Origin of the sequence: Chitinophaga sp. CF118 (assembly GCF_900112615.1) — a bacterium.
Classification (GTDB): domain Bacteria; phylum Bacteroidota; class Bacteroidia; order Chitinophagales; family Chitinophagaceae; genus Chitinophaga.
In genome coordinates, this window is the sequence record NZ_FOMK01000013.1 from 156,595 (window position 1) to 176,599 (window position 20,005).

Annotated in this window: 11 protein-coding genes and 1 tRNA gene; 5 read left to right on the forward strand and 7 right to left on the reverse strand. The window is 35.6% G+C overall.

What is annotated here, in order from left to right:
* The first annotated feature begins 3 nt into the window (after window positions 1-3).
* Window positions 4-1,257: a type II toxin-antitoxin system HipA family toxin gene (locus BM176_RS29770; protein ID WP_090108052.1), complete on the forward strand. Its 1,254-nt coding sequence runs from the start codon at window positions 4-6 to the stop codon at window positions 1,255-1,257.
* 104 nt (window positions 1,258-1,361) lie between these two features.
* Here BM176_RS29770 and BM176_RS29775 read toward each other — a convergent pair whose 3' ends face one another.
* From BM176_RS29775 to BM176_RS29800, 6 genes are all read right to left on the reverse strand, one after another.
* Entirely contained in the window at window positions 1,362-2,294 is a 933-nt protein-coding gene (locus tag BM176_RS29775; protein ID WP_090108053.1) for a hypothetical protein, read from the reverse strand.
* A gap of 354 nt (window positions 2,295-2,648) precedes the next feature.
* Window positions 2,649-3,992: a hypothetical protein gene (locus BM176_RS29780; RefSeq protein ID WP_090108054.1), complete on the reverse strand. Its 1,344-nt coding sequence runs from the start codon at window positions 3,990-3,992 to the stop codon at window positions 2,649-2,651.
* Window positions 3,993-4,181: 189 nt separating this feature from the next.
* Window positions 4,182-4,252: transfer RNA gene (locus BM176_RS29785), tRNA-Gln, on the reverse strand.
* A 221-nt stretch (window positions 4,253-4,473) separates the two neighbouring features.
* Complete coding sequence (locus BM176_RS29790; RefSeq protein ID WP_090108055.1) at window positions 4,474-6,042, reverse strand: S8 family peptidase; 1,569 nt, start codon at window positions 6,040-6,042, stop codon at window positions 4,474-4,476.
* Between the two features lie 314 nt (window positions 6,043-6,356).
* Window positions 6,357-7,445 carry a FecR family protein gene (locus BM176_RS29795; RefSeq protein WP_090108056.1) on the reverse strand — a complete coding sequence of 363 codons (1,089 nt, stop codon included), beginning with the start codon at window positions 7,443-7,445 and terminating at the stop codon, window positions 6,357-6,359.
* Between the two features lie 4 nt (window positions 7,446-7,449).
* Complete coding sequence (locus BM176_RS29800; RefSeq protein WP_090108057.1) at window positions 7,450-8,001, reverse strand: RNA polymerase sigma factor; 552 nt, start codon at window positions 7,999-8,001, stop codon at window positions 7,450-7,452.
* Between the two features lie 261 nt (window positions 8,002-8,262).
* On the opposite strand from BM176_RS29800, the gene BM176_RS29805 reads away from it, so the two are divergent.
* From BM176_RS29805 to BM176_RS29820, 4 genes are all read left to right on the forward strand, one after another.
* Window positions 8,263-11,625, forward strand: coding sequence for a SusC/RagA family TonB-linked outer membrane protein (locus BM176_RS29805; RefSeq protein ID WP_090108058.1), 3,363 nt, complete (start codon window positions 8,263-8,265; stop codon window positions 11,623-11,625).
* 49 nt (window positions 11,626-11,674) lie between these two features.
* A complete protein-coding gene (locus BM176_RS29810; RefSeq protein WP_090108059.1) occupies window positions 11,675-13,192 on the forward strand; it encodes a RagB/SusD family nutrient uptake outer membrane protein in 1,518 nt (505 codons plus the stop codon).
* Window positions 13,193-13,219: 27 nt separating this feature from the next.
* On the forward strand, window positions 13,220-14,545 hold the full coding sequence (locus BM176_RS29815) for a thioredoxin family protein (protein WP_090108060.1): 1,326 nt from the start codon (window positions 13,220-13,222) through the stop codon (window positions 14,543-14,545).
* A 501-nt stretch (window positions 14,546-15,046) separates the two neighbouring features.
* On the forward strand, window positions 15,047-17,722 hold the full coding sequence (locus tag BM176_RS29820) for an alpha/beta hydrolase family protein (protein WP_090108061.1): 2,676 nt from the start codon (window positions 15,047-15,049) through the stop codon (window positions 17,720-17,722).
* A gap of 491 nt (window positions 17,723-18,213) precedes the next feature.
* On the opposite strand, the gene BM176_RS29825 is transcribed toward BM176_RS29820, so the two are convergent.
* Complete coding sequence (locus BM176_RS29825; protein WP_090108062.1) at window positions 18,214-19,830, reverse strand: DUF262 domain-containing protein; 1,617 nt, start codon at window positions 19,828-19,830, stop codon at window positions 18,214-18,216.
* Window positions 19,831-20,005: the final 175 nt, after the last annotated feature.

The following is a 20,005-nucleotide window of genomic DNA, read 5'->3' on the forward strand; positions in this document are numbered from 1 at the left end:
AATATGTGTCCGGGATGTTATAAAGAAAACGTTGATGGTTATTGTACAACTTGCCTCAAAAAGCTATTTGATGGTAAGAAGGTATCTCATATCCTGCCATTTGATGCACCTAAGGATGAAAACTATAAAGACTATCAGGATAAAACGCGTAAGCTCTCCATTTCGGGTGTTCAACTTAAATATTCTTTAAAGCTGGATGGTAAAGAACTTCAGTTAGCAGAAACTGGTGGAGAATATATATTAAAACCAATTCCTCCTTCTGTTCAAATTATTAATACCAGCCAGGCTCCTGAGAATGAACATTTGACCATGCAGATTGCTTCTCAGATATTTGATATTGATACTGCAGACAATGCCTTGATTTATTTTAAAGATGGTACGCCAGCTTATATAACACGCAGATTTGATATTAATCCTGAAGGAGGAAAATTTCTGCAGGAAGATATGGCTCAGATCAATGGTAAAACAAAGCAAAGCCACGGAGAGAATTTTAAATATGAAGGCGATTACGAAGAAATTGGAAAGCTCATAAGCAAATTCGTACCTGCAAGTATGCCTTCGTTGGAAGCTTTTTTTAAGCTGTTGGTATTTAATTATGTTTTTTCCAACGGAGATGCTCATTTAAAAAACTTTTCACTGATACAGTCTCCAATGGGAGATTATACACTATCACGGGCTTATGACCTGATGTGTACAGAACTCCATACTCCCGATGAAAGGGAAACGGCCATTGATCTCTATGAAGGTGATGATGATAATGAATTCTATGCCCGGGAAAGACGCTATGGGCAAGTTAGTTTTAGGGAGCTTGCTAAACGTTTAGGCATACAATCTACACGAGTCCATAGAATTATTAATAATCTGCTTACCGCCAGAGATAAAGTGGAGAGTATGATCAACTCTTCAATGCTAAATGAGAAGTCGAAAGCCAATTATTTGAAATACTATCATGGTAAACTTAGTATCATGGGAATGACTGAGATTATGATAGCAAATGCTTTAGATATTAATAAGCATGATCAGTTTCCTTCTGATAGATTGGCAAGAATAACATTTTTCCGTCCCCGCCGCACTATAACAGGGAAGTTTATTAACAAGCTAGTCAATGATACTCCCCGGATTGAAAACAATTTATATTATTTCGTTGAATCCGAACATATAGAAAAGTATGATCTAAATCAGGATGAACAATATCTGACTATAATAGAGGGAGATGCTGTTATTAGTGTTGAACCATTTACACCAGCGGCCGGATAGTATTAAATAATAATCTTCAGATACAAAAAAGTGTAAGCAAGAGCATTCACATTAAAATAAAGAAGCCGCCTCAATTATTTTTGAGGCGGCTTCTTCTGATTCAGTTAATCTATAATCTTCCTTATATCCTTCGGCTTTAAATTATAACTCATAGCCGTATATTTTCTGTATATAACCTTACCAGATCTTACATCCAGCACACCCACATATTTATCAGTACTGCTTAGTACATATTCAAACAGATAAATAGGTTTTGATTCATCGCGGGTTCTGATAATGTTTATCAGTTCGCTGTTAGAAACAATTTTATATTTTCCCGGATACTCACTGAAAAGATCTTCATCATCTTTCTCTCGTTCCTTACCAGTAAACTTATTGCGACTGTAAATGAGTTCTTCCGGAATATACAAGGTATCATTCTTAACTTTGCTCAAGAGTGCCTTATCTTCATAGTTATTGAATACTGAAGCGCGTTTCCCGTCCTTTAAATTCTGATGAAGAAATTTTAAGTAGACTGTCATATAGGGGAAAGTGAAATTCCGGAATGTGGAGTTTGAATACATTTCAGTATTCACTTCTTTGTCTGAGAAATGATAGATTACACTCATCTCAGGATACAACTCTATTCTGCACAGATCATCATGTTTCACCTTGGTTTTTTTACCAGTTACAGTATACGGCACAGATAGTGTCAGGTAGTAATGCGTATTAGTGGTTCCTGAACTGGACCGGGTTTGTATACCCCCTATAGCAAGAAACGCATATTTTTCTACATTTTCGAGGTAAGGTGCTACATCTTTATAGTTAACAATCTTTATAGGTGTTATTGTCCATACCTTAGATAACATGTTTGCATAGTCATCCATGTATGGGGACTCGGATTTAGGAAGAACAAATACGACCGTTCTTTCTTTAAGGCGTTGCATGGCTTCTTCAGTTATCACCTGATCTCTTAGGTCTTGAAATTGAGCTTTAGCTGGTTGCAGACATAGGACAAACAGGAATAAAAAGAGAGCATAACGGATTATCATAGTCATAATAGGGATCTGATTTATAATGTAAAATAAATACTTTTTCTTGAAAATGTAAGAAGGATTCGTTTCATGTTGTATGGATCATTTTATTACTAGGATTAGAGTTATTTATTACTGCCAGTAAGTTTAATGAACCGAAAAATGATTATGATGAGACTATAATTCATCTGATGGAATTCCAAAAGAAGCAACTTATGCTAATGAAAAAGACTGGAGAGGCTAAGTTATAGCTATTTATTACCGGTTTATTTCAATTTTATTCTTAAGTGCAAATACTTGTTTATCGGTGGAATCTTGTATGACAAAAAAAACGACTCATTTCGACCCTTAAAATAAATTTAATAAAAAGTATGTTGCTTATTTTACATGCCTTCTTGTGGCCCGTATAAAATTGTAGATTCCATATGACGATACTACCCTAATTAATATATCGAAAATAGACGCTTTGCCAGTTATGCTATTATCAAATCTTCGGAATGGGGAACAATAATATAGGAATTTACCTATAGCATCATAATCTATTGAAGAATGAAAATTGAATATAGAAAAGAGAGATTTCCAGTTAAATTCATATAATCCCAAATAAACTAGGAAAAAGTTCACAAATAATATGAAAAATATAGGGCGCAACCAACTTAATCCAAAGTTACTACTTAACCAACTTAGTATGAGAACTACCCAATTTTGTAGATTCTGTCTCCATGTGTGGGTTCGTTTAATATCATTATTTCTAAAGTTAAATAATCTGCGACTCGATAGTAGTAGAAGTGTACGCATTTCAAACGCATGAAATTCATGTTCTCTAACACTGTCGCCTTGTTTAGAGAGTACAAATTTTAACTGTCTAAACTCTTCTCGAAGTTCAACTAGTCTATCTTCATTTAGCTTTAGATCTGGTTTAAAATAATGTCGTGGCCATACTGTATTAATGAAAACACACTCAATAAGCACACTTTGGATAAATTCTATTTCTTGGAAACAGTTAAAATTGAAGTTAAAAAACTCTGTCTTTCCTAAGTTGGATTGAAAGCTGTAAAATGAGCGGTAGGCTTCATTATTTAACGCATCGTTCCATATTAAGTCGGAAAATCGTATTTTCCCTTCATTGGATAGATGAAGTATATTAAACACAAATACACCAACTGAAAAAAAAGAAGCCTCAGACTCTTTACTATTTGTGCCGGATAAGGTTAGGTTGTTAATTTGCAAATGTCGAAAAAGCATTATCCCTTTTGAACCAGAAAAATCGATGTGAAGAAATTTTATGGAATGTTTTTTCCCTTTATAGTCGGTACCTATCACTAGTTTCTCAAATTTCCCGGATTCAATGGAGAGAGTTCCTTCAATATCACTTTCAATTATAACCGAATTAAACTTCTTTCCATTAATTATTAAGTCCTTTTTGAATATACAATTGAGAAAGCGTATAAAATTCATACTTTCTTTACAGAGAACCTTTACATCACCTTCAAACACGCAATCTTTAAAAGTATAATTCTTATGTACAATTTCTTCTATAATTAATAGGCTTTCAAATTCACAATTTGCCGCAAAAAGGTCACGAGGGGAAAGGTTTTGAGAACTTAAATAGGCATTTCCAGTAAAACGTATGTCTGTAAACATTAACCCGCCATGATTCGCGTACGGCGCTTTAGGGGTTTCTATTATTTCGCGAAGGAGTGAGGCTTTTTCCGTTTTCATGCGTATGGAAAGATAGCAATTAAGATAGTAAAATTGTATGATCTTGTGATCATGTTAACTAAGTTATTAATACAAACAAGGAAAAGTGTTTTAGGACATTGGAATTAAAACAACCACAAAAACGACAACCACCCAAAAAGATAAACGCCGCAATTATTTGACTATCAAATATTTGCGGCGTTTAGGTTGTTGCCTGACCTGGATTCGAACCAAGACAAACAGAGTCAGAGTCTGTCGTACTACCGTTATACTATCAGGCAATAGTTTTGTTCGGGACGGCAAAATTATAATATTAAACTGAAAAAGCAAAAAATTACTTTAAAAAATTGCTTTACCCTTTGCCATGCCCGTTTTAAGCCATCTGGACAAACAGTACCAAAAACCGTCGTACTTCAAATAGTTGATAAGAGGAACGCCTCTAAAATAATAAGGTAGCTCACATTACATGAGCTACCTTTTAAGAGAGAAGTAAACTATCGTTTTAGTAGCTGGCAGCTAACTTGATTGCATTGTAAGCATTTACCACACCGCCTGTATTACAAACATCGGTCATTTGTACCTGTTTTGGCTCACCCTGCAGGTAAATAGTTACAGGATGTGTCACTTTGGTGACAGATTTCAGGATAATATCCTTTACCTGTACTGCATTCAGCTTAGGGTAATAAGAGCGGATCAGCGCTGCCAAACCTGTTACTACAGGGGCTGCCATACTGGTACCGTCGTGGTAATCGTATTGGGAACCCGGAGTGCTGGAATAAATCGCTACACCTGGTGCAAATACATCTACACCGGTTTTGCTGTAGTTGGAGAAGGGAGCTACGAGAGTTTCATCGTCATCAGGACCAGAAGCACCTACTTCTATCCAGGCATTTGCAATGCCTTTTCCGTCTAAATATTCCCGGTTAGGGTAGAAGATTGCACTATCCAGGTTTTGGCCGTCATTGCCCGCCGCATGGATCAGCAGCACGTCTTTAGACATTGCATACTGAACAGCTTCATCCACTACTTTCTTATTGGGAGAATAAGGTTTTCCGAAGCTCATATTGATCACTTTAGCACCATTATCGGCAGCATAGCGGATGGCATTGGCGATATCCTTATCTCTTTCATCGCCATTAGGAACGGCTCTTACAGACATTAAAAGTACATCATCAGCAATACCATTGATACCGATATTATTATTCCTTGCAGCGCCAATGATACCAGCCACATGGGTACCATGATCTGCTCCCGGACCAGTTACATCACTGCTACCATAATAATGTTCTTCGGGATTGCTGTAGTTATCACCTACTATAGACCTTGGGTCGAATTCCAGGTTCAGCTGGTAATCTACCTGCTCTTTGAAATGGTCTACGGCTTCATTCAGTTCCTTATCTTTAAAAGTTTTAAAGTCGGGGTAACGGGAAAGCTGTTGTCCAACTACCTGTTTAACCTGAAGTTCTGCGGGATCTGTTGTAGCATATGCTTCGAGGTCTGCAGCAGTAGGATTGGAGTTGCCCATATGCACCAGCATGGTATCCATGATCTCTACAAAACGGGCTATGCCTTTCAGCGTTTGCTGAGCTTCCAGTAATTGCTGATCGTATTTTATACGCATCTGTTTGTACTGGTAAAGTCCTGCTGTATCTTTCGAAACACTGGTGAGACTACCAAATTTGGCCTGCTGCTGACGGATGAGGCGTGTTAGTTCCAGGTTATCGTAGTTCACATTGCCTTTGCTGGAACCAATGAAACTCCATCCATTGATATCATCAATATAATGATTCTTATCATCGTCCTTACCATTACCTCTTTTTTCTTTGGCATTCACCCAAAGAGTATTTTTGAGGTCTTCATGCGCTGTATCGATACCGCTGTCTATGATGGCAACAACTACTGGCTTGGCTTTTTTATCTTTCAATAATTCCGAATAAGCTTTCTCTACACTGATACCGAAAATAGAATCTTTCTGAAGATCCATGTTCTGCCAGTTAGGTACCTGCGCATTCGCAATAAAGCCCGAGAATAAAAATGTGATGATAATTACTGTCTTCTTGCAGATATTCATATGTTTTTGCTCATTGTCCCCGGCTACAGCCAGGCAGTTTAAATATGTGTTTTGGTAATTGGGGGGACCCCTTGCAATATATATATTAATCGAGAATCGGAAATGTTAAAAATTTTAGCAATAGGTTAACGAAAGGCCAGGAAGATGTACCCTTGCCGGTTGTATACTATTTAATGGCGTTATTTCCAGCCTCCGGTAAGTGTTGTATTTTATTGCTGATATGCTATTTGTATAGTTGGAGGAAGAAGGATATTCCTTTGTATAGCCGACCAACTTCTGCAGATACCTGATCTGTTGAGAACGGATGGTAATATTTATTTGAGGTGGAGGATGTCGTCCTGGTAGTAATATTCAACGTCCATTAGTTGATGGATGCCTATGAGAAATTCTTCCAGGGGGCGATTCCGGTTCAGGTTACCGGTAAAGGTTTTATTTGAGATGGGGGATTTGTCGATGATCACCTGAGTGCCGTACCAGCGGGAGATCACTTCGCTTACTTCCTGCAGAGTCGCTTTAGAAAAATAGTACTGACCCTGTCGCCAGGCTAGTAAGTTATCCGCATCAAATTGACGGGATTGTAATTCATTATCTGCAGCAACAGCTTCATATCCTGGTTGAAGTTGCAGGCTTTTCCCTGCCGCTGTTTTTACTTTCACGGCGCCTGTTACTAAGGCTATACGAGGTTGGTTATAGGTATTTACGTTAAAGGTGGTGCCTAGTACCTGGATGGTATTATTGCCTGGTATATGTACAATGAAAGGTTTTGTTTCATCCTGTGCTATTTCAAGATAGGCCTCTCCGTTGATAGTGATTTCTCTTGTGTTATTATTAAACGTAAAAGGGAACTCCAGGGTAGTAGCGGCGTTGAGCCATATCTTACTACCATCTGCTAATACCAGTTGGTAAGTCATACCGGTGGGTACTGATAGTTTATTCAACTTTGTAGAAGGAGCTTTAGCCTGATAGGAGAGGGAGCCAGCGTTGTTGTTCAATGTTACGCCGCCTGCCTGTAGTTTACCATCGGTTAGATTGATGGGATCTTCGTTTGCTATTTGCAGGGTGATACCTGTTTTCTGTTTCTTCTCCGGATGTATAGATAACACGATGATACCTATTGCCACGGCGGCTGCTGCGAAAGTGATAATAAGCTTGCGGCGGTTATGCCGTTTTCTTTCTTCTGCTTCGTAGATCTCTAATATAATTTCACTTGGGAGTTTCATGTCTTCCTTCAAAATTTGTTGTATAGGAGCTGATTCAAAATGTGCAACAGTATCCTGCCACACGGCATATGCCTGCGGATTTTCAAGAATGGCTTTTTCCAGGATGGCCTTATTTCCAGGAGTGATAATTCCTGTCAGCGATTCATTGGTCAGCGACCTGATATAATCTTCAAAACCTAACATTCCTTTATAATGAGCTGCTTAATTTTTTTCTTAATAGTGATAGTCCTGTACACAGATGATTGCGTAATGTTTTGGATGTGATGCCTAATTCCTTCAGGATATGAGGTCTTTCCATTTCTTCAAGGTATACCATTCTCAGCACCTGTTTCGGTTTCTCCGGTAGTTCTTCCATATACCTTTTGATCCGGTTATCCAATCCTACAACCTTCATCGGCTCTGTATGCTCAGCTTCTTCCAATGTTTGAGAAATCACGTTGACAGATAGCTGGAGCCTGTTGTTCTGCATGTTTTGTTTTATACAACAATTGCGGATGCAATGTTGGAGATAAGTTTTGAACTGTACTTTTTCTCTGAAGTTTATTCTATGCAGGGATCTGTTATACCACCACTGAGTAAACAGGTCGTGAACCATATCTTTAGCAGCTACCGGATCACATAAATGATACGATGCTTCTACTACCATGTAGCGGATATACTTTTCATAGATATCAGAGAAAGCTGTTTCATCTCCCTCTTTCAACCTCTGTAGTAATATGTTATCATCCTGATGGGGCATAATACTGTAGATAATAGTTGATGCTGTAAAAGAGGGAAAGTAATTGTGTGCTTAGACAGGAATGGTTTTTTATTACATGACAACGTTTGCTCGTAAGCCTGTACAATGTAGGGTATGTTTTTACCAATTAAGTTAATGTAATGTTAAATGCTGTAATTATATTCTTTAGAAAAAACAGAAATCATTGGGACAAATTATTAAAAACAAACTCTAAAGATCATAACGATAATTTAATACAGACAGCTCAACTCCCAAAATCTTATGCATCATTCTTCACCCCATACCAAAAAATACTTCGCAAAGCTTTTTCTGCTTTGTACAGTATTTCATCTGTGCCTGGGCATCAGTGGACAAAGCACTGGTCGCGTAGCACCAAAGATTACATTAACGGCAAAGAATGTCACTATTACAGATGTATTCAAAGCCATAAAAAATCAGACGGGAAAAGTTGTGTGGTTCATGAATGAAGATGTCAACGCTGATAAAAAGGTTACAGTCAAATTTGAAAATGCTTCGTTGGATGAAGTGATGAAATTCCTGTTTGGATCTTCTTCGGAGTTTACGTGGAGCCTTGATGGAGAGAAAATTATTCTGAGAAAAAAAAAGGAACCAGTTTCAGTTAATGTTGTATCCCCGTCTTCTTTTCCCTCTTCTATTAAAGCTGATTCCCTTCCAAGTACTATTACAGTTACCGGAAAGGTAACTGATGAAAAAGGGAATCCTATTATTGGAGCTACTGTTGTTGTCGCAGGAACTAGAATTGGAACAACGACGAATGCGGATGGAGCGTTTGTGTTGCGAGAGGTGAGAGGAAAGGCATTATTGACGATGAGTAGTATTGGGTATTTGACAAAGGAGGTGCCTGTGCAGGGGAGGGCTTCTGTAGGTAGTATTAATTTGAAGGAATATGTGGGGAAGTTGGATGAAACAGTAGTAATTGCGTACAGTACAACAACTAAACGCCTGAATGCTGGGAATGTTACTACTGTTAGTGGAGAGGATATAGCTAAACAACCAGTAAGTAATCCTTTACTCACTTTACAAGGGCGAGTTCCAGGATTATTTATTACACAGAATTCAGGTTTGCCAGGTAGTGCAGTTAGTGTGACAATACAGGGTCAAAATAGTATTGAAAAAGGGAATGATCCATTTTATGTAATTGATGGGGTACCTTATCCTTCTCAGTTGCTACCTAATTTTGGGAATGTTTTAGGTCAATCTGGTAATAACTCTCAATTAGGTAATCCTTTAAGCTTTATTAATCCTGCTGATATTGAAAGTATTTCTGTTTTGAAAGATGCTGCAGCCACGGCTATTTATGGATCCCGTGCTGCAAATGGAGCTATATTGATTACTACAAAAAAGGGTAAGGCTGGTCAAACAAAAATAGATATTAATATCCAAAATGGATGGGGTAAGGTAACTAGGACACTTGATTTATTAAATACTCGGCAATATTTGGAGATGCGGCATGAAGCCTTTCGTAATGATGGATTAACATCCGGACTAGGTGATTATGATATTAATGGTACCTGGGATACTACGCGAAATACAAATTGGCAAAAAACATTGATTGGTGCAATAGCAAAGTATACAAATGTAAATGCAAGTGTTTCCGGTGGAAGTAATTCTACACAATATTTAATAGGGGGCACATATCATCATGAAACTACTGTATTTCCTGGGAATTTTGCTGATCAGAGAGGCTCAATGCATTTTAGTGTGAATAGTATGTCTTCCAATCAGAAATTCCAGATTCAACTATTGGGCAACTATATGATTGACGATAATCGGTTACCTAATAAAGACCTCACCGGTGTCGCTATCTATTTAGCTCCAGATGCTCCGCCTCCTTACAATAAAGATGGAACCTTAAACTGGGCACCAAATACATCTGGTAGTTCTACATGGTATAATCCACTTGCATATTTATATGGTAAATACCAGAATAAGACTACCAATCTGGTCAGTAATGTAATCTTAAGCTATCAGATTTTGCCTGGCTTGGACATGAAAAATAGTTTTGGTTATACGAATCTGGAGTCAAATGAGATTAATACTACACCTTTGCTTTTGAATGCTCCTGAAAACCGCCCATATTATTTAAGATATGCTAATTATGGACATAATATCATCAATTCCTGGATTATAGAACCCCAAGTTACTTATAAACATATTTTGGGAAAAGGTAGATTGGAAATATTGCTTGGGACCACTATCCAACAGAATAATAGCAAAGGAGTTCAATTAACTGGTTCAGGCTATAATAGCGATCTTGTCCTTCAAGATATATTAGCTGCCAGTAATGTTTCGGTTGGAAGCACCATAGCTTCCGTATATAAATATAATGCAGCTTTTGGACGATTAAATTACAGTTTGCAGGATAAATATATTATTGATTTAACTACCAGGAGGGATGGCAGTAGTCGTTTTGGATCTGCTAACAGATTCCATAATTTTGGTGCTGTTGGAATTGCGTGGATTTTTTCAGAGGAAAATGTTATCAAGAAAAAACTTTCTTTCTTAAGTTTTGGCAAACTTAGAGCTAGTTATGGTACTACAGGTAATGATCAGATTGATAATTACCGTTTTCTGAATTTGTATAATCCCATAAGTGCAGGCGTTGGTTATCAAGGTATAACTGGGCTGATGCCTAATGGGCTTACAAATCCTTATTTACAATGGGAGGAAACTAAGAAATTACAATTTGGATTAGAGCTTGGTTTGTTAAAAGATTGGTTATTTATTAATGTGAACTATTTTCGCAATCGCTCTTCAAATCAATTATTGTCCTATACGCTTCCTTTAAGCACAGGGTTTTATTCTATTACTAAAAATTTTCCAGCTACAGTTCAAAATGCAGGCTGGGAGTTATCTTTGAATACGACAAATATTAAAATTGGTGACTTTAGTTGGTCCTCCAACATTAACATAACCCTTCCCTTAAATAAGTTGGTGGCATTTCCTGGATTGAAAACATTGTCATATGCTGATTTATTAACTATCGGCCAACCATTAAACACGGTAAAAACCTTTAAGTTTTTGGATATAGATCCCGCAACAGGCATATACAGGTTTATAGACAGTCATGGAAATTCGACTTCTTCTCCTGACAACTTAACTGATAAAACAGTTCTAATAGCTCCTTATCCTCGATATTATGGTGGAATTCAAAATAGTTTTAAGTATAAAGGATTTGAAATAGATTTTTTAGTTCAATTTGTGAAGCAAAAAGCACCGAATCAATTTTTCGGTGTTTTGCCAGGGTTCAAATTTATTAATCAACCGACTTCAGTTCTTAACCGTTGGCAAAAACCAGAAGATGTTGCACCCCTACAGCGATATAGTTCTGATTTTAGTTTAGTACAGTCTTATGTTAATGCGGTTTCTAGTGACAAAGCCTATTCGGATGCTTCTTATCTCCGACTTAAAAACTTATCAGTATCCTGGCAATTACCTGAGATGTGGAGACAAAGAGTACACTTGCAAAGTGTGAGATTGTTTATGCAAGGGCAAAATTTATTAACAGTAACAAACTATCCGGGATTAGATCCTGAGAGCCACAGCTTTAATTCTCTTCCTCCATTGAAGGTTTTAACTATCGGATTGCAGATTGGGTTGTAATGACTATAGGCATAATCATATTAGTAAAATGGATAAATAAATTAGAAATATGTATTCACTATATAATAAATTGAGCGTCTTAAGTTTATTTCAGCATGTATGTAAAATAGGTATATTTAATTTTTTTATTTGTCGAAATGTTTTGAGTAAGCGTTTTACACTTGCCTTTTTATTTCTTAATTTAATCCTATTTCAAACTGGATGTAAAAAATTAGTTGAAGTAGATCCTCCAGTTACGAGCCTTACAGGATCAAATGTATTCAGTAGTGATGCTACTGCAATCGCTGTTGTAACTGGGATTTATATTAACATGAGTCAAAGTGGGCTCTCTGAGGGCGGGATAACTTCTATGTCTTTATTGGCAGGATTATCATCAGATGAACTAGCCCTGTTTAATGGTGTTACTAATATCACATATATCGGATACTATCAGAATGCATTATCTAATTCTAATACTGGAGGATCCGACTTCTGGAATAAAATTTATCCATCTTTATATGTCGTGAATTCAGCCATTGAAGGTTTGGTTAACGCTGTAAACTTGACGCCTGCCATCAAGCAACAACTTATAGGAGAAGCTAAGTTCATGCGTGCTTTTTACTATTTTTATTTAGTAAACTTATATGGAGACCTACCATTGATAACTGGTATTGATTATACCATAAATGGAACTCTTTCACGTAGTTCCAGTAAACAAGTCTGGCAGCAAATAATTTCTGATTTAAAAGATGCTCAAAACTTACTTAGTGATAATTATCTGGATGCGACATTAATAAATACTAGCTTAGAAAGAGTTAGACCAAACAGAGGAGCTGCTACAGCACTTTTAGCTAGAGTTTATTTGTATTCTAAAGACTGGGTAAATGCGGAAAATCAAGCAACGGTAGTTATAACTAATTCTTTGCTTTATAGTTTGACTACATTAGAAAATTCTTTTTTAAAGAATAATTTAGAGGCAATATGGCAATTACAGCCAGTTAATTTGGGTCAAAATACATTAACTGCAATTCAATTTATTCTTCCTGTTTCTGGGCCTAATTCTGATAACTTCTCTGTTTACTTAAGTTCCTTTCAGATGAATTCATTTGAAGTTGGTGATCAACGTAGATACAGTTGGATCGATAGTGTTAAAGCGAAAGGTGTAACATACTATTATCCTTATAAATATAAGGTTAATAAAGCTGATGAAGAAGTGACAGAATATCAAGTAGTACTTCGTTTAGCAGAGTTATATCTAATAAGAGCCGAAGCCAGAGTAGAGCAAAATAATATTTCAGGAGCCCAAGCAGATCTGAATAAGATTCGTAATAGAGCAGGGCTTTCAGATACGAAGGCTACCGCGGTATCAGAATTATTAGTAGCTATACAACATGAACGTCAGACAGAATTATTCACAGAATGGGGAGATCGTTGGCTAGATTTGAAAAGAACTGGTGAGGTAGATGCTGTTATGGGTATAGTAACTCCTAAAAAGGGCGGTGATTGGAACACAAATTGGCAATTGTACCCAATTCCATTATATGAACTTCAACGGAACCACAACCTTTTTCAAAATAAGGGCTATTGAAAATTAATTATTAATAAAGATTGAAGAATGAAAAGAATATTATATTTAATGGTGTTAATTCCATTTATGTTAGAAGCACAGGAAAGAACTGTGGATTTTGAAAAATCGTTGAATTGGCAAGAAGTTTTAATTAAGGCAAAAGCAGAAAAGAAACATATATTTTTAGATTGTTTTGCTACATGGTGTGGTCCCTGTAAAAAAATGGATAGCGATGTTTATCCAAATAAAAAAGTAATAGAGTCGCTGAATGCGCAATTTATTTCTGTAAAAATACAGATAGACACTACAAACGAAGATAATGAAGGTATAAAAAAATGGTACAATGACGCATGCAAGATTTTGCAGCAATATAAGATAACTACATTTCCTACTTACCTTTTCTTTTCATCAAATGGTGAAATCGTTCATAAAGGCATTGGGTACAAAAATATCGATGATTTTTTAACATTGGTAGCAAATGCATTAGATCCCAATAAACAGTATTATACATTAATAAATCTCTACCAACAGGGCAAAGGAACATATAAAATGATGCCTTATTTGGCAAATATGGCCATATCAATTCATGATGAGAATATAGCAAATATTATATCCCGGGACTACATAAATAATTACTTGCTGAAATTAAAGGAAAAAGATCTGTATACATATGATAACATCGTGTTTATCGCATCTTTTATCCAAAATTCTAAAGACAAGGGATTTGATTTATTTTATCATGATTCAGAAAAAGTAGATAAAGTAATATGGAAGGGATACTCGCAGAGTGTTGTGGATTATATTATTTCAAAAAATGAAATTGACCCTAAGTTGAATAATGATTCTAATTTTTCTTTCAAGGGGTCGCCAGATTGGAATAAGATTATCTCAATAATAAGTAAGAAGTATAATAGTAATTATGCTGAGCGTACAGTTATTAATGCACAAATACGATGGTACAAAAGTAAAAAGAATTGGGCTGAGCTTGCCAAATATTATATAAAAAAAATTGAGAAGTATGGTATAGATACAACTGGATTTGGAAAAGCGCGTCTTAACGATATGATTTGGGAAGTTGTATTTCTTCATAGTAATGATAAGATGGTTATAAATAAAGGAATAGAATTGATGGAAATTTTAGTTAGGGCAGACCCTGGGGATGCTGCATCACATGATACTTATGCCAATCTCCTTTATAAGGCTGGTAGAACTCGGGAAGCAATTTATTGGGAAGGGAAGGCTCTGACTATAGAACAAAATATTGCTAAAGAATCTAAAACAATTCCAAATAAAATTTATATGGAGACATTGGGGAAAATGCGAAAAGGAGAATCTACATGGGATATCCTTGAGGAAGAGAAACTGAAAGATTAAGTAGTATTTTTTGGGCGTAAAGGTTTAGTAATGAAATACCTAGATATTGGCTCAATAAGCAAAGGTTCTATAAGGAATTAGTATTTAAACTGCGATTACTTAATTTGCAATGTAAATAATAGCCGACAAGCGTATACAAGATCTTTAAAAAGCGTTATTAATAGCTAGAATAAATTGTAATTACTGCGATTGAGGTTCTGCTATGATAAGGTAAATTTGAGTATTATTTAATAAGTTAAATATTTTCCTTGGTACTAAATTTTTTATCAAAATATTTCCATATTATTCCTCCCCTCGCAGGAAAGGTAGAATGACGATTCAGCAGTGTCTTGCACGGTTTTGACTTAGTTCAGGTTGTCAAAAATTGGTAAGCCATTAATGCAGAAAATTAACACCCTCACATTTTAATAATCCCATCTATAAAACGAATCTAGACGAATTAATAGTGGATCTAATATTATTAATTCCTCGAGTAGTTATAATGTGATAAATAACCTTATTATGAAGCATTTTCTCTTTTTTTTTCTCCTTTTTTTTTCTCCTATCTATTTATTTGCCCAAAAGCCTTTAATTGATTCTAGTGTATACAATAAATGGCCTTCAGTTAAGGGAGCTAATATTAGCAATAATGGTAAGTATGTACTATACTATATTAGAAACGAGCCTATAGGGAGTGATATTTTAATATTGCAAGCAACAGATAATAAATGGAAAATAAAAGTTGAAGGTATCAATGATGCTGTTTTTACTCAGAACAGTCAAAGTGCTATTTTTCTAGGTCCTAATGATAGTCTTAGTTTGATTAAACTCGGTAGTAAATATGTAGAATATATCGATCATGTAATTTCTTTTAATCTTATTAATTATGGAAATGGTGAATGGCTAGTGTACAAGTTAAATACTCCACTAAATAGCCTGGTAGTACGAAACTGTGTCACAGGTAAAGAAAAACATTTCGCTGCTGTAAATGATTATTGGTTTAGTTCAGATGGTAAAGCATTAGTGTTACAAACTGCTTCGAAAAATGATAACGATAATAGTCTAAAATCATTGAGTTGGATTAACTTGCAAGACTGGAGTGTGACAGCTATCTGGGAAGGGACTAAAGTTGATAATCTTGTTTATGATAGTGATAACAAGCAAATAGCATTTATCGTAGAAGATAAAGTGAATGAGCAAGTTGAAACTTCTTTATGGTATTATAAAGTGGGTACAAGTAAAGCCGTTATTTTAGCAGATAATGCATCTATGAATGCTGACAGCAGTTTGAAGATAGACAGAATATATCCAGGCTTTAGTAGAGATGGCAGCCGGTTATTATTTAGTTTGAAGGAAAAGGAAATTGCTCATGTTAAATCCAATGATGTAAAAGTAGATTTAGATGTTTGGACTTATAAGGATTCAAAATTACAATCTCAGCAATTAAAGGAATCGACTATAAGGAGTTATGCCGCATCGATAAGAATTGATAATCATGAAATACTTCGTTTGGAGCACTTGAATGAATATTTGTCCGAAAGCGATGATGCTTTTGCCGTTCTTGATCATAGGAATGGAAATGGTGGAGAGGGGGAGGGACGTTGGAATTTGGCATCTTTTTCAACGTTGTATATTTTATCTCTTAAGAATGGGATAAGAAACAAACTAAGTGATAATGTGTTATCTGGGTTCAGTTTTTCACCTGGAGGAAAGTACTTGATTTACTATGATACCCAAGAAAGAAATTATTTCAGCTATGAGGCTAAATCTGGACTTATTCGTAATATAACAAGACATCTGCCTATTGTGCCTGTTATAAGTGATCGTCCAGATTCGTCTTACAGTACACAATATGCTTTTGTTGGATGGTTCAAGGATACAACTGCTATACTGCTCCAAGACCAATATGATATCTGGAAATTAGACCTGAATGGAGATCAAGCTCCTATTTGCTTGACAAATGGCTATGGACGGAAGCACAATATTATATTTCGATTGTTAATGAATAACCATACTGATTGCATAACGAATGAAGAATCACTCTTATTAAGTGCATTTAATAATGAAACGAAGGACAATGGATTTTATAGAAAAGTGATCAGTAGATTAGGAGATCCGCAACTATTGAGCATGGGGCCATATATGTATTTTGCACCTGCAATTTCTCTGGGCTTTGCGCCCATAAAGGCTCGTGATAGGCATAGATATTTGGTAAGCAGGATGAGTGCGACGGAATCGCCTAATTATTTTTATACCGATGATTTTAAAACTTTTACTAGATTAAGTAATCTGCATCCGGAAAAGAAATACAATTGGTTTAGCACAGAATTACATACTTGGAAAACGTTAGATGGGAGTAGTTCCCAAGGGATATTGTATAAACCAGATGATTTTGATCCACACAGAATATACCCCGTAATCATTCATTATTACGAAATAAAATCGAATCAGTTGCATGTATATTTTGAACCAGCAGCATCTGATGGTAGCCTTAATATACCTTGGTATGTCAGCCATGGATATTTGGTTTTTACACCGGATATCCATTTTAAAATTGGTGATACTGGTGAAAGTTTCTTAAATTCTGTAGTCTCCGCTGCTAATTACTTGGCACATATGCCATTTGTAAATGAAAAAAAGATTGGAATCCAAGGCATAAGTTTTGGTGGCTATGCTACTAACTATTTGATTACACATACTAGTTTATTTTCAGCAGCCTGTTCTTCTTCTGGTCTTTTTGACCTTATAAGTAGTTATGGAAGTATATCAGGTGAAGGTGGCAAAGGAGGTTCTATGCAAAGATTCTTTGAATTGGGGCAACTTCGAATTGGTGCTACCCTTTGGGAAAGGCCAGATTTGTATATAAAAAATTCTCCAGTGTTTTACGCAGATAAAATAACTACGCCATTATTAATGATGCATACTAAAAATGATGGTATTTGCCTTTTTGCAAATGCTGTAGAATTCTTTACCGCACTACGTCGCTTAGGTAAGAAAGTTTGGATGCTACAATATAATGAAGGAAACCATGGCCTTTGGGGCTTATCAGCTAATGATTTTAGTATAAGAATGTCGCAATTTTTTGATTATTATTTAAAGGGATCGATTGCTCCCAAATGGATGACAGTGGGTATAAATGCCTCCAGAAAAGGAATAGACAACGGTTTAGCTTCGGATACACTATACCAGATACCCTAGACTTAATATATTAATAACAACCACATTTTACAAAAACTTTACGCGGTTTGCATAAGTGTCAATTCATTTTTTTTAAGGACTCTTTTAATAAGGGATATAAGTATGGAACGACTAAATACAAGATCAGACAATTGACGAAATGGAATCGGGGAGGGATAATGAGGTTCTTGCGACAATTAGGATATCTGAGTATCAATGTTAGATCACTGCTAAAAAAGAAAAGGGCTGGTGGCAATCATCCAACAGCCCTGCAGTTAATAATGTGATGACCAATGAAAGGTTCGCTCATCAAGACTTTTCCAACCTGGAGTCAGAATTATAAAGCACTACATCGTAACTACTTTAAAGAAACTACCATACACGCAAGACATATGGTAGTGTGAGAGATCCGCAAATGGTAACCTTTGTCTATACTTAATTAACTTCATTCAGATTATACGACCTAATAACCGATTAGCAAGAAATTTTATAGTCCAATAAAATGAATCAAATCAATTAATATTCCATATTTCGGTTGCTATATTGACAAGTTTTATATGTCTTGCCTCAACCACATCTTTGGTCCAGTCTAACGTATCACACACCTCTTTAGTAAGATCAAAGGACACTTTCTTATTCTTGCTATTGTAAATATCCCTTTTCCTGTCAAAGTCATAGTTTTGTGCGGCCGAATTTTTTCGGCCACTTAAAAGAGTAAGATTACCTAGTTTATGAATAAGATTTTTATGGTCTGTATCCGTAAATCTTTCTTTCCAGTATATGTCTGAAAGTTTCTGAGGAAGAACATGTTCTATTGAAATATTTCCATTATAGGATTTTGTAACTGAAATATCCTGAAGTTCCTGTTCTATTCTGAGCAATACTGCACTGGCATATTGAGCTCCATAGATATCTCCGGAGATAAAGTTTGTAAATTCCTCATTGTTTTTGTATTCTTTTATTTTTGCTATTATATCTACTACACTACTTCCCTTATTAATTAGGCCAATGACATTATAATAAACAGTATTCCTTTGCGTTTTACCTAATCTTCTGATCCAATTTTGGTATGTTATTTTGTCCAAATATTTTATAAAAACCTTTAAGTCATTATTATTAGTATTTCTATTCATAAAACAAAGCAACGGAGGTATCCATTCATCATGACTTACCTTATGTAAGGACGAAAGAACTCTTTTTATATATGGATCATCAAAGTCCGTTTTTATAATTCTATTGTACTTCCTGGCAGAACTAATAAGTTGATCCAAGAACTCTATGGAATTTCCCTCAAAATTATCAAGGTAGCGTTCATATTCCTTATTAAGATCGAATTGTTGCTTTTCGCCTTTTATCGATGTCCTATAATGGCTAAAATATGCATCCATACTAGGAATTGAAATTAATTCCTCTAAATCATTCCATCTATCTTTAATAATATCGTGATTGGTGTCTTCAGCAGTGATGTCAAAAAGCTTATTTTTTATAAGATCTGCATTTGATAAAGACATTCCACGAGCATTTAATACATTAAATAAGCGATAGGCAGATTGAAAATTCTCTGTTTTAACAAAAACCACATATACATTTTCTAACAAAAAATTAGCATATAAGCATAGTGTTCTTTCATTAAATTTTTCAAAAAGACCTTCCGCAGTTTTAGAATTGGTTAAGAATCTACGCTGTGTTACAGACATGTCGATTAAATCAGTAACAGGGTTGCCAGCCAAAATATGCTCTATAAAAAAGATTCTATCTTGCTCGCGCACATGTAACCTTGGTTTTTCTGATGCACCTGTTAATGCATTAATCGGCATAATTCTACCTTGAAGTGCAAGTTTTGCATCGGCAGCGGTAATTAAATCACGCAATTTAGCTAGAATAATTATCAATGTAGTAAGTCTTTGCTGACCATCTGTTATTTCAAACCTATGATCTTTTTCTTTTTCGATAGTAATTACTGATCCAATAAAATATTCCTTCTCAGAATTTTCGAATGCTTCAATAGTATCATTAATCAAGTCTTGGGTATGTGATTCAAGCCAGGAATATGGTCTTTGATAATTGGGTATTTCATAGGTTTTGCTGTCTGCGAACACGGAGGACAATTTACATTCTTCTGCTTTCATGTTTGTTGAGATTATAAGGGGATTAGAAGTAAGAGAAGTTTTTATACAACTCCTCCTGTTTAGAAAAACATTAAAATAGTATATCAATTGGACAATAAAGTTAATGCAATGTTAATGAAGGCCAGTATCTGTAGATATTCAGATTAAATGAAATGCATTAGATATGAGGGACTTT